The organism is Terrirubrum flagellatum (genome assembly GCF_022059845.1).
Taxonomy (GTDB): Bacteria; Pseudomonadota; Alphaproteobacteria; order Rhizobiales; family Beijerinckiaceae; genus Terrirubrum; species Terrirubrum flagellatum.
In genome coordinates, this window is the sequence record NZ_CP091851.1 from 3,266,672 (window position 1) to 3,286,873 (window position 20,202).

The window sequence follows — 20,202 nt, forward strand, 5'->3', positions numbered from 1 at the left end:
CTTTAAAACGAGCGGGGCCGAGAGCGAAGGGCGATCATCTCGCGCTTCAGATGAAAGGACGGCGATCAAGCACCAGCTTCAAGGGTCTGTTTGTCACGACAAGGCCCGGAAGGGCCTGCTGCAATTCGGCGAAGGCGCAGAGATTGCCGAACAACAGATGCAGATCATTCAACCCATCGTCCGTTTTGGGATCAAGCGACTGCGTGTAGTCCGCCAATCGCCGGCCCATCGCCTCGATCGCACGGCGACTTTCCTCGAAACGGTGGTTGCACTGCCGCAAGCTGCGATTCATGCAGTAGAACCAGTCGATTTCCGCAAAGCCGATGCGCTCGCCCAGCGGAAACTGACGCTCCTCCGCCATCGCCAGACAGGCGTCGATCAGCTTCTCGGGATAGCGAAGCGGACGTCGGCCAAACTGCATGTTGAAGAGATAATGAAACGTCCCGGCCATGTGCGGCACCATCGTCGTGACGCCGCTATGGGTCACGCGCGGAAGATCGCGGCCTGCGAGCAAGCCGGTCGCCGGATCAGTGTTATCCCAGAGCCAGCTGAAATAGGCATCCTGCCAGCCGAGATCGACTTCTTCGGCAATGACAAGCGCAGCGTAGAGGCCAGCGCCACGGTGGGATTCGCGCCAGGGATTTCCATGCCAGTCGAGTTCGCTGAGAAAGCGACGCAACGCATCGTGATCGCGATAGGCGTGGAGACCCGTGAGCGGATAGGCGGCCGGCGCGTCGAACAGCTCCAGCGCCGCGACGCAATGCGCCGTGGTATGGATCGTATGATGCGTCGGCTCCTCGAACAGCCCGCTCTGCGGGTTCTGGAGCGAGCGCAGCGCCGCCACCCAACGCTCGCGCGTCGCGGAATCGCCGGGAAAGCGGCCAATCATATAGAGAATGTTCGCCGCATCGGCGCATCCGTAAGGATTGATCCCAAGGTCTCGCGTTTCGCCCGCGTCCTGCCAGTTCCAGCGCCGATAGGCGCCGGTTTCGATTGCGTGGTTCGCGACGATCGCTTCGGCGCGATCAATGAAGTTCCGGAGATCGATGGCCATCGGATTCGCCTATGCGCGTCCGCTGACGTCTACGCAATTTGCGGAGCCGAGGCTATGCCGACAGCGCCTTCGTGGTCTGCCTTCGCGACATAAGGTCCTATTTCTCCTTTATTTTCAATGCGAAGGCGCATGCAAGCATGCATTGCGCGCCGATCCTGACGAATCCCTGCTCTGCAAATTTGCGAAATTTTAGAAAATTGCGAAATTCGCTTGACCTGGCCTTCGCGCCACGCGAGGCTTGCGGATCAAAAAGAATACGGAACGGGAGGCCACGATGAAGCTCACATTCGCTTTCGCCGGCGCAGCTCTCGCGCTCGCCGCCGCTCTTTCCTCCGGCGCGCGAGCGCAGGACATCATGATCTGGCACGACAAGGGCGAAGACGGCCTGAAAATGATCGAGCAGATGGCCGAGCTCTATAAAAAAGATCATCCCGGCGTCACCGTGAAATCGCAATCGATGCCAACGGAACAGTGGTTCAGCCGCTCGATCGCCGCGCTCAACACCAACACAGGCCCCGACATTCTTTTCAACGATAATGCGCGCATCGTGCAGATCCAGCAAAGCACGGGCAAACTCGCGGACCTGAAGCCGCAATTCGATCAGCTCGCAGCCGACGACAGGAAGTTCATCCAGCCCGGCGATGTCGCGGCGTCGACATTCAAGGATCGCATGATCCAGATGCCGTTCCAGCGCACGATCACAGGTTGGGGCGTGCGCAAAAGTTGGCTCGACAAGGTCGGCGAGAAATTTCCGCAAACCTGGGAAGACGCGCTTCGGATCGCGAAAAAATTCCAGGATGAGGATCCCGACGGCAACGGCAAGAAGGATACGTTCGGCATCGCCATGCAGGCGGGCGACGCGGCTTCGATCACGGGCGGCGGCATCAGCCTTCTCGTCTATGGCAATGGCATCGCCCATCCGCTCGTCGACGAGAAGGGCGACGTCGTGATCGACAAACCGGAAGTAGCGAAGGCGATCATCGAATATCTCAAGTTGTTCACGGAATACAAGCTGGTGTCGCCAGAGACTGTGAATCACACCTTCACCGACATGTATCAGTTGATCGAAGGCAATCGCGTCGGCATGTTTCGCGTCGGCAACTGGAATGTTGGCAAATGGGACAAGACGGCGCCGGCCGGCGACTATATTGTAGGCCCCTATCCCAGCTTTGGCGGCGGCGCAGGCGCGATGGTGGTCGGCTCCGTGCGCGGCATGGCGGTGCCCGAGAACGCAAAAAATAAGGACGCGGCGAAGGAATTCGTGAAGTTTATCGTGAGCAAGCAGGCGCAGCAATATTCGCTCAACAATATGGGCGGCGTGGTGCGCAGCGATCTCGACACCGCCAGTCTGACGCCGGGACTCAAGCCTTTCCTCGCGCCCGGCGTGAAGCTTCAGGTCGACGATTTCGCGGCGTCAGTCTTTCCGTGGCAGCTCAAATTGCAGGAAACCTTCTACAAGCAGCTCATCGAGGCGATCAACAATCCGCCGAAAGACTGGAACGCCTGGATCAAGACCGCGGCGGACAAGCTCCGGCAGGAGCTGACGACTCTCAAGGGCAAGGGCTGAGAGATCATCGCGCCGGCCCTGCTCCGGCGCGATGACAACAAGGCGAGAAGCAAGATGTCATCATCCGTCGCAATCGACGGTCATATCGCCCATGTCGAAGCGCGGCGCCCGATGGGCGAAGTCTGGCGATATGCGACGCTCTACCTATTTCTCGCGCCTTTCGCGCTGCTTACCGTCATCTTCGGCATCTGGCCGATCGCCGACAGCATTCGCGTCGCCTTCACAGACTCTTATACCGCTCTGAGCGACAATCCGACCTATGTCGGCCTGGAGAATTTCCGCCATGTGCTGAGCGACGCGGCGTTCGTCTCTTCGCTCTGGCGGACGCTTCTGTTCACTTTCCTGTCCGTGATCATCAATGTCGCAGCAGCCGTGGGCCTTGCGCTGCTGCTCGCGCATCCCGCGCTGTCTCGCGGCCGGACCTTGTTCAAGCTCGCGATCTTCCTGCCGGTGGTGACGCCTGACGTCGCGAGCTTCATCGTCTGGAAATGGATGTTCAACCAGAATTTCGGCGTCGTGAACCAGGCGTTGCTCAGCCTGCGCCTGCCGCCTTTTCCCGGCGTCACGCAGCCCTGGAGCGCGTTCACCACGATCACGCTGGTCGAGGCGTGGCATCATGTCGGGCTCTACACGCTGATCTTCCTTACCAACCTGCAGCTCCTCGATCATACGCTCGATGAATCGGCCCAGATTGACGGCGCGAGCTCCTGGCAGCGCCTGATCTATGTCACCATTCCGCAACTGCGGCCGGCGATCACCATCAACACGGTCTATGCGCTGATCGAATTCCTCAAGACCTTCACGGTGATTTTCGTCATCACCAAGGGCGGCCCGAACTTCTCGACCAACTTCGTCTCCTATTACGCCTACGCGAAATTCAACAGCGCCCAATATGGCGAAGCGACCGCGATCGCGACGATCCTGTTCGTGATCGTATTCGGCCTCGCCGCCGCAGCCTATTGGCATATGGAGCGGAGCGATCACCGATGAGCGACGCCGCATCGATCGACCAGGCCCGCAGCCAGCCGACCTCACCGCTGGCGACATTCACGCTCTATGTGGCCGCGACGCTGATCGCTCTCATCTTCGTCTATCCCTTCTACTGGATGATCGTCAGCGCTTTCCGCAGCCAGGACGCGATCCTCTCCGCGCCGATGCGGCTCTGGCCGGAGAGCTTCGATCTCACCGCTTTCCGCAGCCTCGCCACGATCGGCGGCACAGCGCTGTCGACCTTCGCGTGGAATTCGGTCGTGATCACCTTGCTTGCGACGGCGGTCGGCGTCGTCGCGACGGGCCTTGGCGCCTACGCGCTCTTTCGCAATCCCAAGCTGCCGCTTTTCACCAGCGTGCGTTACGGATTTATGCTGACAATCATGTATCCGCACATGCTGCTGGTGATCCCGCTCTACTTTGTCTCCTACAAGCTCAATCTGCTCGGCACGACGCTCGGCATCGTGCTGGTGATGAGCCTCGTGCCGCTTGTCTTCTTCATCTTCGTTCAGTTCTTTCGCTCGATCCCGGTCGAGATGATCGAGGCGGCGCGCATCGACGGCGCGTCCGAATGGCAGATCCTTACGCGCATCGTCGCGCCGATTGCGCAGCCCGTCGTCCTGACCGCAATCCTCATCGCCTTTCTCATGAACTGGAAACAATGGTTTCCAATCATGGTGCTGTCGACGGGGCCTGAAACGCATACACTCCCGGTCGCGCTGATCTCGCTCAACACGGAATATGGCATCAACTTCCAGGCCACCATGGCGCTCTCCACCATCGCGGTCACGCCTGTCGTCGCGGTCTTCCTGATGACTCAGCGGCGGGTGATGGGAAGCTTCATGGCCGGAGCCGTGAAGGGATAGGCTTCTTCAGGCCGGCTTTCGCGGCGCGCCGATGGTTCCGCCGGCCACGGGGCTGACGCCGATTTCGATATGCAGCGTCGAGGCGGCGGGCGCGTTCAATCGGCGGATCATGAGCTGCACGGCCTGGCGCCCGATCTCATGGCGATCCACGCGCACAGTCGACAGGCGCGGAGTCGTCATTTCCGCGAAGGGAAGATCGTCGAAGCCCAGAACCGATACGTCTTCGGGCACGCGCAGGCGCCTTGCCTCAAGCGCGCGCATGACTCCGACCGCATAGAGATCATTCATGCAGAACACCGCTGTCCAGCGACGGCCCTTGGCGACCAGTTGATCGACTGCGATTTCCGCCTGCTCGCGGGTCGGCGCGGAAAGACGGCAGATATCGACGGAAGCTCCCTTGATCTCGGAGACCGCGGCCTGAAAGCCGCGCATGCGTTGCGTCGTCGTCCATCGCGGGTTAGAGGCGACATAGAGCAGCGATCGATGGCCTGCTTCGAGCAGCAGCCGCGCCGCGAGCTCCGCGCCATAAAAATTCGCCGGCGCCACGGAGTCGAAGCGCGTTTCGGGATCGGCGCCATTGACGAGCACGGTTGCGACATTCGCAGCGATCAGACGCTCCGCCAGTTCTTGCGACGGATCGAGCCCAACGAGAAACACCGCGGGCGGGCGGGCGCCGTCGAAATCCTCGACGAAACGCTTGAGGCCGAATGTCCGCTCATCGACCAGCCTGACATCGAGCTTGAGCGATGCGCGCCGGGCCTCGGCGGTCAACTGCTCGACGATCCCGTCATAGAAACCGGCCAACCCGCCGGTCGCGCGATCAAGCGTGACATAGGCCGTCGCCGGTCTCACGGGCTCCGCTCTCGCGCCTCGCGCCTCATAGCCCAGCTCGATCGCAAGCCCCTGGATTTGCTTGCGAAGCTCCCCGCTAATGCCAGGGGCGTCGGACAAGGCGCGCGAGACGGTGCTGACGGAAACGCCGGCGGCGCGGGCGAGGTCGATCTGATTTTTGCGGCGGTCCACGACTTGCCTCTATGCGCCCGAACGATAGAAAATTTGCGCAGCTCACGCAATTTGTGAAAGCGAGAGGCGTGGAGTGGCGTTCGCTGCTTTCCAGAGAGGAATGAGCGGTCGACGACCGTGAAGACCATCTCTTTCGCACGCCTGATCGGCCGCTTGATTGCGGCGCGCGACATATCCTTGTCATCCGCCAGGCCCTGCTTTCAAGCAGACGCGCGACGAAAGGTCCGCCCGCTACAGGGCGGCGAGCGCCGCGATGTGGCGCTCGCGCTTTCATGCGTTTTGAGCGGCCGGTCGACGCGCTCCTTAGAATCTGGGCTCTTCGCCGCAGCGCGCCAGATCGCGCTCACATGCCTCCCAGCTTGGGAAGAATTTCGACGATCTTCTGTTTGCCGTCCACGACCTCAGCGAGGAAGCTCGCGCGATCGATGTCGCCGTTCCTGTCCCACGTCGCCTCCATCAGAATGCCAGGCGCCGTGTCAGGCTTGAGCGTCAACCCCTTCATCGCGTCGCCGAAGGCCTTGCGGTCGAACTTTCCGATTTTCTCGGTGACGTATTTGACGAGATAGACGGCGGTGTAGCCCTTGATGCCGTTATGATCGGGAATGTAATTGAACCGTTTCTCGAACTTTCCGCGAAATTCCGTAATTGCAGGCACAGGCGCGTCCGCAGTCAAACCGACATGGCCGCGAACGCCATTGGCCGCCTCACCTGCGAGTTCGATCACCTTCTGGCTCAGCAAAGTCGTTTCGCCAATCAGCGGCGTCTTTAATCCCTGCTTGCGCGCCTCGCGGAGAAAGCGCGCATTCTCCTCTTCATTCGCATAGACGAAAACAGCTTCCGCGCCAGCGCCCTTGGCCTTGATGACGTCGGCGGAAAAATCGGCCTGACCCTGCTCCACCGAGATGTCGGCGACAACCTTGATCGCGCGCGACGCCATTTCCTTCACGATGCTGTCGCGGCCGCCCTTGCCGAAATCATTGTTGACCCAGACGACCGAGATCGTCTTCGCTTTCAGCCCGTCCCTGATGTAATTCGCGATCTTCGGCATGCTGAACTGCTGTCCGAACGCGGTGCGAATAACCCATGGATTTCCCATCTGCGTGATGTCGGCGGCTTCAGCGCCCACAATCTGCGGCACTTCCGCCTGCTGGGTCAGCGCCATGTTCACTTTCACCGAGCCGGAATAGATCGGGCCGAGAACGACATAAGGATCCCTGTCGAGGGCCTTCTGAATCTGCGCGCGCGACACGCCGGGATTGCTCTGGGTGTCGAGATGTTCGGTTTTGATCTGGCGGCCAAGTATTCCGCCGGCCTTGTTGATTTCCTCGACTGCGAGAATGACGCCGTCGCGCCAGTTCGTTCCCGACACGGCGCCGGGCCCCGACAATTCGGCGACGTCGGGAATATAAACCGCCGATTGCGCCTGAACCGCCGTCGCCCATAGCGACGCCGCAAGAGCTGCGCCGCTCCAGCATAGAAAAGACTTCATTGACGATCTCCCTCTCCCTTTGAACTTAGTTGTTGATTTCGATTTCGCTGCGTTCGAAGCCGAGCAGGCGCACGGGCGTCGCCCATAGAAGCCGACACTGATCCTCTTCATCGGGGAATATCTCGCCGATCGCAGCGAGCAGCGGGCCATAGTCCAGGCGCTCGCTCGCCCGCAGGAACGGCCAATCCGATCCCCAAACGCAGCGATCAAGCGTGAACGCTTCGGCCAAAGCCGCAATGAACGGCCACGCATCCCTGTATGGATGAGGTTGTCGCGAAAATTTGTAGTATCCGGACAGCTTGACACAGGCGTCGCGGTCGCGGCCGATCTCGAGAAGCCTGCGAAACCCCGGCTGCGTCAGGCCGCTTTCAATGGAGGGCCTGCCGCAATGATCAAAGACCAATCGAACTTTTGACTTCTCGATCAGCGGCGACAGCGCCAGCAATTGATCCTGCTCGACCTGCATCTGTAGAAACAGATCGAGATCGACCAGCTTTTCCAGAAGAGATGCGGTATCGCGATAATAGTCGACGCCGTGAAATGGCGCGTTGAACGCGACGCCCACAACTCCCGCCGCTTTCAGTTGTTCAAGATCCGCTGCGCTCACGTCATTCTCAACGACGGCGACGCCCCTGAACCGGCCGCCGCCCAGCTTGAGCGCATTAAGCAGAATGCGGCTGTCAGTCCCGTAGCCGGAATTCGTCCCGACGATCAGCGCATGCGCGACGCCATGCGCATCGAGCGTATTCACGAGATGGCCCGCGGGAGCGATTTCCTGCCCCGCGGGACGATAGGGAGTATCGGCCCCATAGGGAAAGCGCGCGGGATCGATGACATGGATATGGCAATCGATCTTGCGAGAGGCCGGCGTCATCGTCGTTGATTTCGACGACATCAGAACGTCGCCTGAATGGCCTTCAAGAGACCGGGCGTGACATCAGGGAGAACGCCGAACCAGGCCTGGAATGCGAGCCGCGCCTGGTTGAGCAGCAGCCCCAACCCGTTCACCGTGACGCAACCACGCTCGCGAGCTTGCGCCAGAAATGGCGTTTCGAGAGGCGTGTAGATCAGGTCGCCGACAAGCGTTTGCGAATTGAGCCGCGACAGATCGATGTCAAGCGCAGGCTTTCCGCGACATCGCTGACGGCGGCGCTGCGATCCGCCCAGCCGACAGCCTGCACCGCAGAGCCGAATTCTCTCGCGATCGCCTCCGCCTTTTCCGCTGTGCGATTCGCGATCCTGATGTCGCGTGCGCCATTTTCCAGCAACGCCACCACGACAGCCCGCGAAGATCCTCCGGCGCCAAGCAGCAGGATCGGTCCTTCATCGGCGCGCCATCCCGCCCTCGCGTCGCGCAAGCTCTGGACAAATCCGTTGCCATCATTGTTGAAGCCGCTGAGTTCGCCATTCTCATCGACGACAATGGTATTGACGGCGCCGATGCGCTTTGCGGTTTCGTTGACGCGATGAAGCAGCGACATCACCGTCTGCTTGTGCGGCATAGTCACATTGCAGCCGCGAAAGCCCAACGCGACCAACCCCGCCAACGCATCCTGCAATCGCTCGGGCTTCACCGCGAGCGGCACATAGGCGCCGCGCAGGCCATGCGCGTTCAGCCAGAAATTATGAATCGTCGGCGACCTCGAATGCGCGACAGGCAATCCAATGATCCCCGCCAATCCGAATTCATTCGACGCTGACATTCCCTGCTCCCGGGCGGCGCTTTCAGGCACAGTGCAAACGACCATGATTATTGTTGACTGGGCCGAAAGTTTTGTACACTAGTACAAATATGGCTCGCAAGCCCGCCCGCGAAAAAGCCGCAGCGCGAAATCCGAATTTGCGGGAGGCGATCCTCTGCGCAGCCGAAGAGCTGTTCTCGATCAACGGCTTCAATGCCGTCTCGGTGCGCGACATCGCGCAGGCTGCCGGCGGAAATCCCGGCAGTGTCACCTATCACTTCAAGACGAAGGGCGGGCTCCTTCTCGAGATCTATCGTCGTCACTGCGGACCGATGAACAGGCGCCGCGCCGAATTGCTTGTCGAGGCGCGGCGCGTGCGGGATGTGCAGGATCGCCTTGAAGCGATCGTGCGCGCCTATGTGCTGCCGGCGTTCTCATCAGGCAGCGACCTCGCGGGCGGCGGAGCGCGCTTCACGCGATTGCGCGCAGTCATGTCGGCCGAGGGAAATGAGGTCGCGAACCGGATCATCGCGCAGACCTTCGACGATACGAGCCATGCTTTCATCGACGCGATTCGGGAAAGTCTGCCGCACATTCCGCGCACGGAGATCGTCTGGCGCAGCCATTTCCTTCTTGGGGCGCTTTACTACACGCTGGTGACGCCGGAACGCGTGTCGCGTCTGTCGCGAGGCGGCGCGGACGGCGCCGACATGGCGAACGCCATCGAACAGCTCGTCCGGGCGACGGTCGCGTCGTTTCAGGCGCCCGGGCCTGATGCGAACTCGTCGCGCGCGATTGATGCGCGCCCTGTCGAACCTTCCCTGTCGGCCGGCCGCGTCGTACGCGGCGGCGCGAAAGATCGGGGCCATGCATGACCGGCGCCGTTTGGAGTCGCCGCGGGATAAGCACCGGTCTCATCTTCGCGCCCGCAATCGCGCGCGCGCAGTCATCATGGCCATCGCAGATCATTAAACTCGTCGTGCCCTTCACACCTGGCGGCAGCACCGACGTTCTGGCGCGCCTGATCGCCAATCGTCTGGAGCGCACAATCTCGGGCGCGAAATTCGTGATCGAGAACCGGCCCGGCGCCGGCGGCTCAAGCGCAGCCGCGCAGGTGGCGCGCGCCGAGCCCGACGGTCATACGCTGATGATGGGGCATATCGGCACGCTGGCCTACAATCCGTCTCTCTACGCCAATCTGCCTTATGACCCGGCGCGCGATTTCCAGCCGGTGGCGACTGTCGCGTCCGTCCCGAACATCCTCGTCGTCAATCCTGCTATGCCGGCGCGGAATTTTCAGCAATTCGTGGCGCATGCGAAAGCGAACAGCGGCAAGCTGAATTACAGTTCCGGCGGCGTCGGCAGCGCGGCCCACATCGCCGGCGCCTATCTCTGCTACAGAGCGGGATTTGACGCGGTGCATGTGCCTTATCGCGGCACGGGGCCATCGGTGAACGATCTGGTCGCAGGCATGATTCAGTTCACGCTCACGGGGGGAACCGCGGTGCTGCCGCTGACGGAAGGCGGGCAGCTTCGCGCCATCGGCGTCGCAAGCGCGGCGCGGGTCGGCTTCGCGCCACAGCTTCCTACGATCGCCGAAAGCGGCATCCCTGACTTCGAAGCGGTGCAATGGTACGGCGTCGTCGCGCCGGCGAAGACGCCTGCTGCAATCGTCGATCGCCTCAATCGCGAAATCAACGCTCTCCTCGATGCGCCGGAGTTCAGGGAAGCGCTCGACCGCGACGGCGCGATTGCATTGAAAGGCGCGCCCGATGATTTCGCCCGTCTCATCGCCGCCGAGATTCTGCTCTGGCGCGACATCATCCGCCGCGCCAACATCAGCGTGGGTTGAGAAGAGACGCGCTCAAGGCGACCAGAACTTCCAAGCGCCTTCATAGTGGAGAGTTGTCGATGATCGCGTCCTCCGGCGGCCGCCGACCGGACTTCAAATCGCCGGCTCTCGCCTGCGACTCCCATTGTCACGTCTTCGGGCCGGCGAGCCGATTTCCCTACGCGCCAGACCGGCGCTACACGCCCGACGATGCGCCGAAGGAGGCGCTGGTCGCGCTGCATGAGAGGCTCGGCCTCCAGCGCGCCGTCATCGTGCAGGCGAGCTGCCACGGGAACGACAATCGCGCGATGGTCGATTGCCTGCAAAGCGACCGCGCGCGCTTTCGCGGCGTCGCCATTGTCCATGGCGCGGTTTCAGATGCGGAACTCGCTGAGCTGCATGACGCTGGCGTGCGCGGCGTGCGCTTCAATTTCGTGCGCCATCTCGGCGGCGCGCCCGACATGCGCGCATTCGAGACGACGCTCGCGAAGATCAGGCCGCTCGGCTGGCATGTGGTGTTGCATCTCGATGCGCCTGACATCGCCGATCTCGCGCCAATGATCAGCGACCTCAAGCTGACAGCGGTGATCGACCATATGGGCCGCGCGCCGGCGGCCATGGGCGTTGATCAGGCGCCTTTCCAGGCGCTGCTGCGGCTCGTCGAACTCGAGCATGTCTGGGTGAAGGTCTCGGGCGCCGAACGCATCGCCGAGCCACCGTTCCGGACTGCCATTCCATTCGCGCGCGCATTGATTTCCGCCGCGCCAGACCGCGTGTTGTGGGGCACTGATTTCCCGCATCCCAATCTCAAGCACGAAGTCGACGAAGCCGATCTCGTCGATCTCCTGAAAGAATATGGCGACGACGCCGCGCTGCGCCGGCTGCTCGTTACAAATCCCGCCCGTCTCTATGATTTTCCGCTGCCGGAGATGTGAAGATGCGCCTGACGCGTAGAGCCGCTGCAGCAGCATTCTCGTTTGCGCCACTCATCGCGAGATCGCAGACGCGCTATCCGGATCGCCCGATCCGGGTCACCGTTCCGTTTGGCGCCGGAGGGCTCGCGGACGTGACGGTCCGCATTGTCGGCGACCGGCTCACGCAACGACTCGGCCAGCAAATTGTCGTGGTCAATCAGCCGGGCGCCGCCGGCGCTCTCGCGGCGCGCGGAGCGACGTCGGCGCCGGCGGATGGATATACGCTCACGCTGCTGACGAACGGCACCGCTGTCAGCGTCGCGACCACGCGCGCGCTCGGCTTTGATCCCCTGGCCGACTTCACGCCGATCTCGACTCTCGGCCTTTTCGATTTCGTGGTCGCAACAAGCCGCGAGCATCCCTATCGAACATTCCAGGACGTTCGCGACGCCGCGCAGAAAACTCCCGGGCGTCTCAACATCGGCACGATCCAGTTCGGTTCGACACAACATCTCGCCGCCGTTCTCTTGCGCGCGCTCGCCGGACTTGATCTGACCATCGTGCCCTTCCGTACGACGCCGGACGCGATGACCGGCCTCATCAGGCGCGACGTCGATGTGGTCATAGATGGATTTTCCGCGATGGGCGCGATGATCCGCGATGGTCAGCTCCGCGCGCTGGCGACAACCGGATCGCGGCGTGGCGCGGCGCTTCCGGATATTCCGACCATGATCGAGTCAGGCGTCGCCGGATATGACGTGACCTCGTGGAATGGGCTGTTTGCACCGACTGCTGTCCCGCGCGAGGTGATCGAGCGCCTCAACGCCGAGCTGAAGTCGGTTCTCTCCGAACCGTCGATCGTCACCCGGCTCGCTGATCTCGGCATCGAGGCGCGATCCTCGACAACGGCCGAGCTTGGCGCGCGCCTGCGCGACGATATCAGCCGCTGGACGAAAGTCGCCGAGCAGGCAGGCCTGGAAAAGCAGTGAGTATGACAAGATGAAAGCGGCGCAAATGTAACAGCGTTTCGCTATGGGAAACCCAGATCGCGCTGATATCCAAGCGTTTGACAGGTTGCGATCCTCGACGCCTGCCTGAAAATAACCGCTCAAATTCAGTTGACTGTCGCAAGCACGCGGCCGCTCGATCCTGCCGATGCGCAGCAGGGCTTTCCAGCCGGCGAGGCGCGGACTAATGTGGCCCCTGCATAACACAAGAACATGAAATGCGGTCGCGGACTCGAATCGCGAACTCTCGCGGCTCGAATCGCAAACGCGACGGCGTTTCGCAAAGCCTAGGGAGACGCCAATGCCGATCCGTAAAGCCGTTCTCGTCAGCATATTCGCCGCCGTCGCCGCGGCTGGCGCCGCTCGCGCCCAGACAAAAGAGGTCGAGGTCGTCCATTGGTGGACGTCCGGCGGCGAGGCTGCGGCGCTCAATGTGCTGAAAGAAAATCTGCAGAAGCAGGGATATGTCTGGAAGGACAATCCGATCGCCGGCGGAAGCGGCGTGCAGGCGATGACGGTGCTGCGCGCGCGCGTCACGTCGGGCAATATCCCGACCGCCGTGCAGATGCTCGGCTTCGACATCCAGGATTGGGCCGAGCAGGGTATGCTCGCTGATCTCACGCCGCTGGCGACGAAAGAGAACTGGGCCGCGGTCGTTCCTGAATCGCTGCAGAAATTCTCGAAATACCAGGGCAAATGGATCGCGGCGCCAGTCAACGTTCATTCGACGAACTGGATCTGGGCGAACAAGGCTGTCATGGACAAGATCGGCGCCAAGCCGCCGACCAACTGGGATGAGCTCGTCGCCGTGCTCGACAAGGCGAAGGCGGCCGGCGTCACCGCGCTCGCCCATGGCGGTCAACCCTGGCAGGATGCGACCTTGTTCGACTCCGTCGTGCTCACGACAGGCGGACCTGACTTCTACAAGAAGACCATGATCGATCTCGATCAGGCTTCGCTGTCGTCGCCGACGATGAAGACCGTGTTCGAGCGCATGGCCAAGCTCAGAACCTATGTGGATTCAAATTTCGCCGGCCGCGACTGGAATCTGGCGTCCGCCATGGTGATCAAGGGCGACGCCGCGATGCAGATCATGGGCGACTGGGCAAAGGGCGAATTCATCGGCGCCGGCAAGAAGCCGGATCAGGATTTCCTGTGCTTCCGCTTCCCGGGAACGCAAGGCGCTGTGACTTTCAATTCCGATCAGTTCGTCATGTTCAAGGTCGGCGCCGATCGCCAGCAGGGCCAGAACGCGCTGGCCTCAGCCACGATGGACCCCGCCTTCCAGTCGTCCTTCAACGTGGTGAAGGGTTCAGTTCCGGCGCGCACCGACGTATCCGATGCGGCCTTCGACGCCTGCGGCAAAAAGGCGATGGCTGATCTGAAGGAAGCGGTCGCGAAGAATGCGTTCATGGGCTCCATGGCGCATGGGCACGCCAATCGCGCCGCAGTGAAGAACGCGATGTATGACGTGATCACGCGTCATTTCAACGGCCAGCTGCCGACGGATCAGGCCGTGAAGGAGCTCGCGGCTGCTGTGAAGGCCGCGTCATAAGACGCGCAGGGCGGCGCTTCGGCGCCGTCCTACCCCTTCGACATCAATAAGCATGTGCAAGAATTGACCGCCGCGACCGAAGCGTCTGCGAATTCGCGCATGCGCGCCGGCGGCGCGCTGGGTTGGCTGCAACAGGCGCTGCCGAAACTCGTGCTTGCGCCTTCTTTCGCGGCCGTGCTGCTTTTCGTCTACGGCTTCATCCTCTGGACGATCTATCTCTCTTTCACCCGCTCACGGCTTTTGCCGGTCTATGAGCTCGCGGGCTTCGACGCCTATGAGCGCCTCTGGCTGCAGCCGAACTGGTGGCGGGCGGTCAATAACATCGCGATCTTCGGCAGCCTCTACATCTTCATCTGCATCGCGCTGGGATTGCTGCTCGCCATTCTACTCGACCAGAAAATTCGCGGCGAAGGCTTCCTGCGCCCGGTCTATCTCTATCCCATGGCGGTGTCCTTCATCGTCACGGGAACGGCGTGGAAGTGGTTTCTCAATCCAGGCCTCGGGGTCGAGAAAACCATGCAAGCCTGGGGCTTCTCCTGGTTTCACTTCGACTGGCTGATCAATCCTGACATGGCGATCTATACGATCGTCATCGCCGGCGTCTGGCAGGCCTCGGGATTCTGCATGGCGATGTTCCTCGCCGGTCTGCGCGGCGTCGATTCCGACGTCATGAAAGCGGCGCAGATCGACGGCGCCGGCGCCTTCTCTCTCTATCGCCGCATCGTCATTCCGCAATTGCGGCCGGTGTTCCTCTCCGCCTTTATCGTCCTCGCGCATATGGCGATCAAATCCTACGACCTCGTGATCGCCTTGACCGGCGGCGGCCCCGGCAATGCGACGGAATTGCCGTCGACCTTCATGTATTCCTACACCTTCACGCGCAACCAGATGGCGGTCGGCGCTGCGAGCGCCGTGATCATGCTCATGACGATCTGCGCGATCATCGTCCCCTATCTCTATTCAGAACTGCGCGAGAAAAGCGCATGAGCGGCGCGGCCTCCACGAATCCCGCCGGCTCGCGAACCGCGTCGCGGATCATTATCTACGGGCTGCTTGCTTTCTTCGCCGCCATCTATCTCGCGCCGCTCTTCGTGATGATCGTGACGTCGTTCAAGACGCTCGATGAAATTCGCGACGGCAACATGCTCGCGCTCCCGCGCGAGGCGACGATCGCGCCCTGGCTCGCGGCTTGGGGTTCCGCCTGCGTCGGCCTCACCTGCGCCGGCATCAAGGGCTATTTCGCAAACTCCATCGCCATGGTCCTCCCCGCGGTCGCGATCTCGACGCTGCTTGGCGCGCTCAATGGTTATGTCCTGTCGAAATGGCGCTTCCCCGGACATAAATGGATGTTCGGCATGATGCTGTTCGCCTGCTTCATTCCGTTTCAGATCGTACTCATTCCCATGGCGCGCGTGCTCGGCCTTCTCGGACTCGCTGATTCCACCGCCGGCCTGGTGCTCGTGCATGTGGTCTATGGCCTCGGCTTCACCACCCTGTTCTTCCGCAATTATTACGAGGCGTTCCCGAATGAGCTCATCCGCGCCGCGCAGATGGATGGCGCGAGTTTCTTCCAGATCTTCCGGCGGATCCTGCTGCCGGCGTCGGGCCCGATCATCGTCGTCACGGTGATCTATCAGTTCACCAATATCTGGAACGATTTTCTCTTCGGCGCCTCCTTCACCAGCGGTGGCAATGCGCCGATGACGGTCGCGCTCAACAATCTCGTCAACACCTCGACCAGCGTGCGCGAATATAACGTGCATATGGCGGCCGCCCTGATCGCGGCCTTGCCGACTCTTTTCGTTTATGTCGTGGCCGGACGCTATTTCGTGCGCGGACTGATGGCCGGCGCGGTGAAGGGCTGACGCATGAGTTTTCTCACGATCGCCGCGCTGACAAAACGCTTCGGCGCGACCGAAGTGTTGAAGGGCATCGATCTCACGCTTGAGCGCGGCGGCTTCCTCGTGCTGGTCGGTCCCTCCGGCTGCGGAAAATCGACCTTGCTCAACAGCATCGCGGGGCTGGAGACGACGACGTCAGGGACGATCAGCATCGACGGCGAGATCGTCAACGATCTCCATCCCTCGAAGCGCGACATCGCCATGGTGTTCCAGTCCTATGCGCTCTATCCCACCATGAATGTCGCCGACAATATCGGCTTCGGCATGGAGATGCGCGGCGCGCCGAAGGCAGAGCGCGAGGCTGCAATCGCCGAAGTCGCGAAGACGCTGCAGATCGAACATCTGCTGAAGCGCCGGCCGTCCCAGCTCTCGGGCGGACAACGCCAGCGCGTCGCGATGGGCCGCGCGCTGGTGCGCAAGCCGCGTTTGTTTCTGTTCGACGAGCCGCTGTCCAATCTCGATGCGAAACTGCGCGTCGACATGCGCACCGAAATCAAGCGGCTGCACCAGCGCACGAATGCGACGATCGTCTATGTCACCCACGACCAGATCGAGGCGATGACGCTGGCGACCAAGATCGCGGTCCTCAAGGACGGCGCGTTGCAGCAGGTGGGGACGCCGGCGGAAATTTATGATCGGCCGGCGAATCTCTTCGTCGCCGATTTCATGGGCTCGCCGGCGATGAATCTGATCCTCGCCACAGTGAAGGCGGATGGCGCGCGCAAATCGCTTGCGCTTGCGCGCAACGGTCATGCGCCTCTCGCTCTGCCGCTGCCTGACAATCTCGCCGCGGCCGCGGGCGACGCCGGACGCGAGATCATTCTCGGCATCCGGCCGGAGGCGATCACCGATCGCGACAGCGCCGATCGCCACGCCGGCCATATCGAGTTGCTCGATTGTCACGTCGAGGTGGTCGAGCCGGCGGGCGCCGACACCTACGTCGTCACAAGCCTCGGCGGCAAGGAAGTCATCGCCCGCATGCGCGCCAATGTCGATGTTCGCCCGGGCGAGAACGCGCCCTTCGCATTCAATCTCGCCAAGGCGGTTCTTTTCGACCCCGAAAGCGGCCGGCGTTTGTGAAACGAGCGCTGATCCTCTACCCCTGCGCTCGGATTCATTGTTGAGACAGGCAAGTCGCGACGTCGGCGAACCTCGATCATCTCGGAGCATGGACGCATGACCGCCTACGCCTCTCTCGCCGGCCATTTCGGCCGTATCGCCGCGATGTCGAACGCCATCGGCGTGCTGCAATGGGACAGCGATGCGATGATGCCGAAAGGCGCCGCGGGCTCGCGGGCTGAAAGCATGGCGCTGTTGCGCGTGCTCCAGCATGAAATGGCGGTCGACCCTCGCATCGGAGACTGGCTGGCCGAGGCGGAGCAGGACAACCGCCTCGATGATTGGGAACGGGCCAATCTGCGCGAGATCCGACGAGAATGGATCGCGCAAACGGCGCTGCCCGCCAATCTGGTGGAAGCCTCGAGCAAGGCGATCTCGGCCTGCGAAATGGCCTGGCGGCAGGCGCGCGCCGATTCCGACTTCGCTGCTCTACTGCCCTATCTCACGGAGGTTCTGAAGCTCGAGCGTGAGATCGGCGCCGCAAAAGGCGCGAAGCTCGGTCTCTCAACCTACGACGCGCTGCTCAATGACAATGAACCCGGCGGACGTTCGGCGAAGATCGACGAGTTGTTCGACGATCTCGCCGCCTTCCTCCCCGATTTCATCGAGCGGGCGATCGCGGCGCAGACGCGGCGGTCGCAGCCTGCCGCCTTGAACGGCCCCTTCCCGGTCGAATCCCAACGCCAGCTCGGCCTCAAAATGATGAAGGCGCTCGGCTATGATTTCGAGCGCGGCCGGCTTGACGTTTCAACGCATCCCTTCTGCGGCGGCGCCGATAACGACGTGCGCATCACCACGCGCTACGATGAAGCCGATTTCACCAAGGCGCTGATGGGCGTGATCCATGAGACCGGCCATGCGCTCTATGAGCAGGGGCGCCCCGCAGCTTATTTGAATCAACCCGTCAGCCGCGCGCGCGGCATGAGCCTGCATGAGAGCCAGTCGCTGCTGATGGAGATGCAGGCTTGTCGCAGCCACGAGTTTTTCATGTTCGCGGCGCCGTCGATGCGCGAGGCCTTCGGCGGCTCCGGCCCTGCCTGGGAGCCCGAGGCGCTGTGGCGGCGCTACACGAAAGTGGAGCGCGGCTTCATCCGCGTCGAGGCGGACGAGGTGACTTATCCCGCGCACGTCATCCTGCGCTATCGGCTGGAAAAGGCGTTGATTGCTGATGAGATGTCGCTTGCGGAGCTTCCAGCCGCCTGGAACGCAGGGATGAAGGAGTTGCTCGGGATTGTCCCGCCCAACGACCGGCTTGGTTGTCTGCAGGACATCCATTGGCCGAGCGGCGCGTGGGGTTATTTCCCGACCTATACGCTTGGCGCGATGACGGCCGCCCAGCTCTTTGAAGCGGCCTGCAAGGCGGAGCCCGAGACGCTGCCGCGCATCGCCCGCGGCGATTTCGCGCCGCTGATCGCGTGGCTGCGCGCGAATATCCATTCTCAGGGTTCGCGCTACGAGACTGATGAGCTTCTCGCGCGCGCCACGGGCCGGCCGCTCGACGCCAACATCTTCAAGGCGCATCTCGCGCGTCGCTATCTCGATGCGGCGTGATCAATTCCAAAAGTTAAGAGCATGGCTTTCGCAGCGCGAACGTTTCGTTCGTCCCGGAAAAACCGGTTCCCGCTTTTTCGCGCCCTAGCGCCACCACGCGCATATGACGGCGCGATCATTCGTCCAGCACGGGCCGTTCTGGCGAAGATCGCCTAGCGGCGTGCGCGCATCGCCTGCGCCGCGCTGCTCATTCCAGAAGCCGGCCGCCGCTCCGACGCCCTTCGACTGGACCGTGGCGAAATAGGTGATCTTCTTTGTATTGCCGATCATGTAGTTGCCGCCGGGCTTGACGTCGACCGGACAGGGCCCGTCGAGATAGGTCTTGCCGTCGACGACGAGAAGGCACCGATCGCCTGATCTCGCCGACGCGGATCCGGCGGCCAAACAAATCAAACCGACGATAAGAGCGCGCATGCGAGCCTCCTAGAGCATGGCGCGAAAAAGTGGGAACCGGTTTTTCGCAAAGCCATGCTCTAAACTTTTGGAATCGATCACGTTCCCGCATTTTGATTGATTCAATCAAAATGCGGCGTGATCTTGATCGGCGAAACGATAGCCGAGGCGGGCAAGCGCGAAAAATCAAAACGGGAGGAGCGGCGCGAAGGCGCGGCGTTCCTCCCGTTCCCCAGTCTCAGCTTCCCGGGCGGCTGACGAGCTGAGGCACGAACATGTCGCTCCATTTCGCGGGCTTCAGCTTGATCGAGCCGGCCTTGTGCATGAATTCAGCGAACTGCATCACGCCCTCCGGCGTCGTGGTGAAGCGCGCGTCCTTGTCCTCGATCATCTCCTGAACCTCGGCGGCGTCGACCTTCACCTTCGAGCTGCGGGCGAAGATCTCGGCGGCGAGCTTCTTGTCTTTGGCGATGAGCGCGTTGGAGTCGTCCATCGCGTCGATGAAGGCTTGCGTCATCTTGGGATTGGCGTCGACAAACTTCTTCGGCGCGAAAGTCACGTCGAGCGTGAGATTGCCGAGATAATCGACCGAGTTGAGAACGCGATGAACGCCAGCGGCCTTCGCCTCGAGATACTGGAAGGGCGGCGAGGTGAAATGCGCCTTGATCTCGGTCTTGCCGCCAATCAGAGCCGCGAGCGCCTCCGGATGCGGCAGGCTCACCGTCATCGGATCCATCTTCGCATAATTCTCGGGGCCGAATTCTTTCGCCGCGATCATCTGAAGCACGACCGCCGCAAGCGACGTCTTGATGCCGGGCAAGGCGATCTTGTCGGTTCCGGTGAAGTCCTTCAGCGATTTCAACTCCGGTTTGTTTGACATCAACCACAATGAGACCGAGCTCATGCCGGAGACGCCGACGACCTCGACATTGGGAATGCCCTTCGCCTTGGCCCAGAGCGTGATGAAGCCCGGCGCGCCGGTGCCGGCGAAATCGAGCGTGCCCGCCATCATCGCGTCATTGATGACGTTGCCGCCATCGAGCATCAGCCATGTGACCTTGATGTCGCCGAGGCCCGCCTCCTTGGCGCGCTTTTCCAGAAACTGCTGGTCCTGCATCACCACGAGCGGCAGGTAGAGAATGCCGAATCCCTTGGAGACGCGGACTTCCTTCACTTCGGCTTGCGCTGACCCCGCGCCAAGCGAGGCGCCGATCGCCGCCGCGACAAACGCGGTTCTGAACAGAGTCCTCAACATCATAT

19 protein-coding genes are annotated in these 20,202 nt (G+C 61.8%); 12 read left to right on the forward strand and 7 right to left on the reverse strand.

All coding sequences use genetic code 11. The annotated features are described in order from the left end of the window. Positions 1-46: 46 nt before the first annotated feature. Positions 47-1,054 (reverse strand): hypothetical protein, encoded by a 1,008-nt coding sequence (locus tag L8F45_RS15765; RefSeq protein ID WP_342358829.1) that lies wholly within the window; start codon positions 1,052-1,054, stop codon positions 47-49. A gap of 274 nt (positions 1,055-1,328) precedes the next feature. Here L8F45_RS15765 and L8F45_RS15770 point away from each other — a divergent pair, with 274 nt between their 5' ends. Genes L8F45_RS15770 through L8F45_RS15780 form a run of 3 tightly spaced genes read left to right on the forward strand, consistent with a single transcriptional unit; the run spans position 1,329 to position 4,477 of the window. Beyond that, complete coding sequence (locus L8F45_RS15770; RefSeq protein ID WP_342358830.1) at positions 1,329-2,621, forward strand: ABC transporter substrate-binding protein; 1,293 nt, start codon at positions 1,329-1,331, stop codon at positions 2,619-2,621. Positions 2,622-2,675: 54 nt separating this feature from the next. Then, on the forward strand, positions 2,676-3,611 hold the full coding sequence (locus L8F45_RS15775; protein ID WP_342358831.1) for a carbohydrate ABC transporter permease: 936 nt from the start codon (positions 2,676-2,678) through the stop codon (positions 3,609-3,611). After that, positions 3,608-4,477, forward strand: coding sequence for a carbohydrate ABC transporter permease (locus L8F45_RS15780; RefSeq protein WP_342358832.1), 870 nt, complete (start codon positions 3,608-3,610; stop codon positions 4,475-4,477). The genes L8F45_RS15775 and L8F45_RS15780 overlap by 4 nt, the downstream gene beginning before the upstream one ends. Positions 4,478-4,483: 6 nt before the next feature. Here L8F45_RS15780 and L8F45_RS15785 read toward each other — a convergent pair whose 3' ends face one another. The 4 genes from L8F45_RS15785 to L8F45_RS15800 all read right to left on the reverse strand — a co-directional run bounded on the left by L8F45_RS15785 (position 4,484) and on the right by L8F45_RS15800 (position 8,692). Continuing rightward, a complete protein-coding gene (locus tag L8F45_RS15785) occupies positions 4,484-5,500 on the reverse strand; it encodes a LacI family DNA-binding transcriptional regulator (protein ID WP_342358833.1) in 1,017 nt (338 codons plus the stop codon). Positions 5,501-5,843: 343 nt separating this feature from the next. Beyond that, positions 5,844-6,989, reverse strand: a complete 1,146-nt coding sequence (locus L8F45_RS15790; RefSeq protein ID WP_342358834.1) for an ABC transporter substrate-binding protein — start codon at positions 6,987-6,989, stop codon at positions 5,844-5,846. Positions 6,990-7,014: 25 nt separating this feature from the next. Beyond that, entirely contained in the window at positions 7,015-7,884 is an 870-nt protein-coding gene (locus L8F45_RS15795) for an amidohydrolase family protein (RefSeq protein ID WP_342358835.1), read from the reverse strand. A gap of 172 nt (positions 7,885-8,056) precedes the next feature. Beyond that, entirely contained in the window at positions 8,057-8,692 is a 636-nt protein-coding gene (locus tag L8F45_RS15800; protein WP_425329928.1) for a shikimate dehydrogenase family protein, read from the reverse strand. 89 nt (positions 8,693-8,781) lie between these two features. Between L8F45_RS15800 and L8F45_RS15805 the strand changes: the two genes are divergently transcribed. The 9 genes from L8F45_RS15805 (at position 8,782) to L8F45_RS15845 (ending at position 18,549) form a co-directional block, all read left to right on the forward strand. Further along, the gene (locus tag L8F45_RS15805) at positions 8,782-9,546 is read left to right on the forward strand and encodes a TetR/AcrR family transcriptional regulator (protein ID WP_342363461.1); all 765 of its coding nucleotides are present in this window, start codon (positions 8,782-8,784) and stop codon (positions 9,544-9,546) included. Next, on the forward strand, positions 9,543-10,523 hold the full coding sequence (locus tag L8F45_RS15810) for a Bug family tripartite tricarboxylate transporter substrate binding protein (protein ID WP_342358836.1): 981 nt from the start codon (positions 9,543-9,545) through the stop codon (positions 10,521-10,523). Before L8F45_RS15805 ends, L8F45_RS15810 begins: the two co-directional genes overlap by 4 nt. A gap of 59 nt (positions 10,524-10,582) precedes the next feature. Continuing rightward, on the forward strand, positions 10,583-11,437 hold the full coding sequence (locus L8F45_RS15815; RefSeq protein ID WP_342358837.1) for an amidohydrolase family protein: 855 nt from the start codon (positions 10,583-10,585) through the stop codon (positions 11,435-11,437). 2 nt (positions 11,438-11,439) lie between these two features. Then, positions 11,440-12,405 (forward strand): Bug family tripartite tricarboxylate transporter substrate binding protein, encoded by a 966-nt coding sequence (locus tag L8F45_RS15820; protein WP_342358838.1) that lies wholly within the window; start codon positions 11,440-11,442, stop codon positions 12,403-12,405. A 319-nt stretch (positions 12,406-12,724) separates the two neighbouring features. Beyond that, positions 12,725-13,978 (forward strand): ABC transporter substrate-binding protein, encoded by a 1,254-nt coding sequence (locus tag L8F45_RS15825; RefSeq protein WP_342358839.1) that lies wholly within the window; start codon positions 12,725-12,727, stop codon positions 13,976-13,978. A 99-nt stretch (positions 13,979-14,077) separates the two neighbouring features. Continuing rightward, entirely contained in the window at positions 14,078-14,965 is an 888-nt protein-coding gene (locus L8F45_RS15830; RefSeq protein ID WP_342363462.1) for a carbohydrate ABC transporter permease, read from the forward strand. Further along, on the forward strand, positions 14,962-15,843 hold the full coding sequence (locus tag L8F45_RS15835) for a carbohydrate ABC transporter permease (protein WP_342358840.1): 882 nt from the start codon (positions 14,962-14,964) through the stop codon (positions 15,841-15,843). The genes L8F45_RS15830 and L8F45_RS15835 overlap by 4 nt, the downstream gene beginning before the upstream one ends. 3 nt (positions 15,844-15,846) lie before the next feature. Then, entirely contained in the window at positions 15,847-16,959 is a 1,113-nt protein-coding gene (locus L8F45_RS15840; RefSeq protein ID WP_342358841.1) for an ABC transporter ATP-binding protein, read from the forward strand. 96 nt (positions 16,960-17,055) lie between these two features. Then, positions 17,056-18,549 carry a carboxypeptidase M32 gene (locus L8F45_RS15845; protein WP_342358842.1) on the forward strand — a complete coding sequence of 498 codons (1,494 nt, stop codon included), beginning with the start codon at positions 17,056-17,058 and terminating at the stop codon, positions 18,547-18,549. Positions 18,550-18,633: 84 nt separating this feature from the next. On the opposite strand, the gene L8F45_RS15850 is transcribed toward L8F45_RS15845, so the two are convergent. Next, a complete protein-coding gene (locus L8F45_RS15850) occupies positions 18,634-18,963 on the reverse strand; it encodes a hypothetical protein (protein ID WP_342358843.1) in 330 nt (109 codons plus the stop codon). A gap of 217 nt (positions 18,964-19,180) precedes the next feature. Continuing rightward, positions 19,181-20,200, reverse strand: a complete 1,020-nt coding sequence (locus L8F45_RS15855; RefSeq protein ID WP_342358844.1) for an ABC transporter substrate-binding protein — start codon at positions 20,198-20,200, stop codon at positions 19,181-19,183. Positions 20,201-20,202: the final 2 nt, after the last annotated feature.

What these genes read in the sequence shown, in the direction of transcription:
- L8F45_RS15810 (WP_342358836.1), top strand. Translation starts at nt 9,543, where the DNA reads ATGACCGGCGCCGTTTGGAGTCGCCGCGGGATAAGCACCGGTCTCATC.
- L8F45_RS15835 (WP_342358840.1), top strand. Translation starts at nt 14,962, where the DNA reads ATGAGCGGCGCGGCCTCCACGAATCCCGCCGGCTCGCGAACCGCGTCG.
- L8F45_RS15815 (WP_342358837.1), top strand. Translation starts at nt 10,583, where the DNA reads ATGATCGCGTCCTCCGGCGGCCGCCGACCGGACTTCAAATCGCCGGCT.
- L8F45_RS15805 (WP_342363461.1), top strand. Translation starts at nt 8,782, where the DNA reads ATGGCTCGCAAGCCCGCCCGCGAAAAAGCCGCAGCGCGAAATCCGAAT.
- L8F45_RS15845 (WP_342358842.1), top strand. Translation starts at nt 17,056, where the DNA reads ATGACCGCCTACGCCTCTCTCGCCGGCCATTTCGGCCGTATCGCCGCG.
- L8F45_RS15850 (WP_342358843.1), bottom strand. Translation starts at nt 18,963, where the DNA reads ATGCGCGCTCTTATCGTCGGTTTGATTTGTTTGGCCGCCGGATCCGCG.
- L8F45_RS15840 (WP_342358841.1), top strand. Translation starts at nt 15,847, where the DNA reads ATGAGTTTTCTCACGATCGCCGCGCTGACAAAACGCTTCGGCGCGACC.
- L8F45_RS15775 (WP_342358831.1), top strand. Translation starts at nt 2,676, where the DNA reads ATGTCATCATCCGTCGCAATCGACGGTCATATCGCCCATGTCGAAGCG.
- L8F45_RS15765 (WP_342358829.1), bottom strand. Translation starts at nt 1,054, where the DNA reads ATGGCCATCGATCTCCGGAACTTCATTGATCGCGCCGAAGCGATCGTC.
- L8F45_RS15795 (WP_342358835.1), bottom strand. Translation starts at nt 7,884, where the DNA reads ATGTCGTCGAAATCAACGACGATGACGCCGGCCTCTCGCAAGATCGAT.
- L8F45_RS15830 (WP_342363462.1), top strand. Translation starts at nt 14,078, where the DNA reads ATGCGCGCCGGCGGCGCGCTGGGTTGGCTGCAACAGGCGCTGCCGAAA.
- L8F45_RS15825 (WP_342358839.1), top strand. Translation starts at nt 12,725, where the DNA reads ATGCCGATCCGTAAAGCCGTTCTCGTCAGCATATTCGCCGCCGTCGCC.
- L8F45_RS15855 (WP_342358844.1), bottom strand. Translation starts at nt 20,200, where the DNA reads ATGATGTTGAGGACTCTGTTCAGAACCGCGTTTGTCGCGGCGGCGATC.
- L8F45_RS15770 (WP_342358830.1), top strand. Translation starts at nt 1,329, where the DNA reads ATGAAGCTCACATTCGCTTTCGCCGGCGCAGCTCTCGCGCTCGCCGCC.
- L8F45_RS15800 (WP_425329928.1), bottom strand. Translation starts at nt 8,692, where the DNA reads ATGTCAGCGTCGAATGAATTCGGATTGGCGGGGATCATTGGATTGCCT.
- L8F45_RS15790 (WP_342358834.1), bottom strand. Translation starts at nt 6,989, where the DNA reads ATGAAGTCTTTTCTATGCTGGAGCGGCGCAGCTCTTGCGGCGTCGCTA.
- L8F45_RS15820 (WP_342358838.1), top strand. Translation starts at nt 11,440, where the DNA reads ATGCGCCTGACGCGTAGAGCCGCTGCAGCAGCATTCTCGTTTGCGCCA.
- L8F45_RS15780 (WP_342358832.1), top strand. Translation starts at nt 3,608, where the DNA reads ATGAGCGACGCCGCATCGATCGACCAGGCCCGCAGCCAGCCGACCTCA.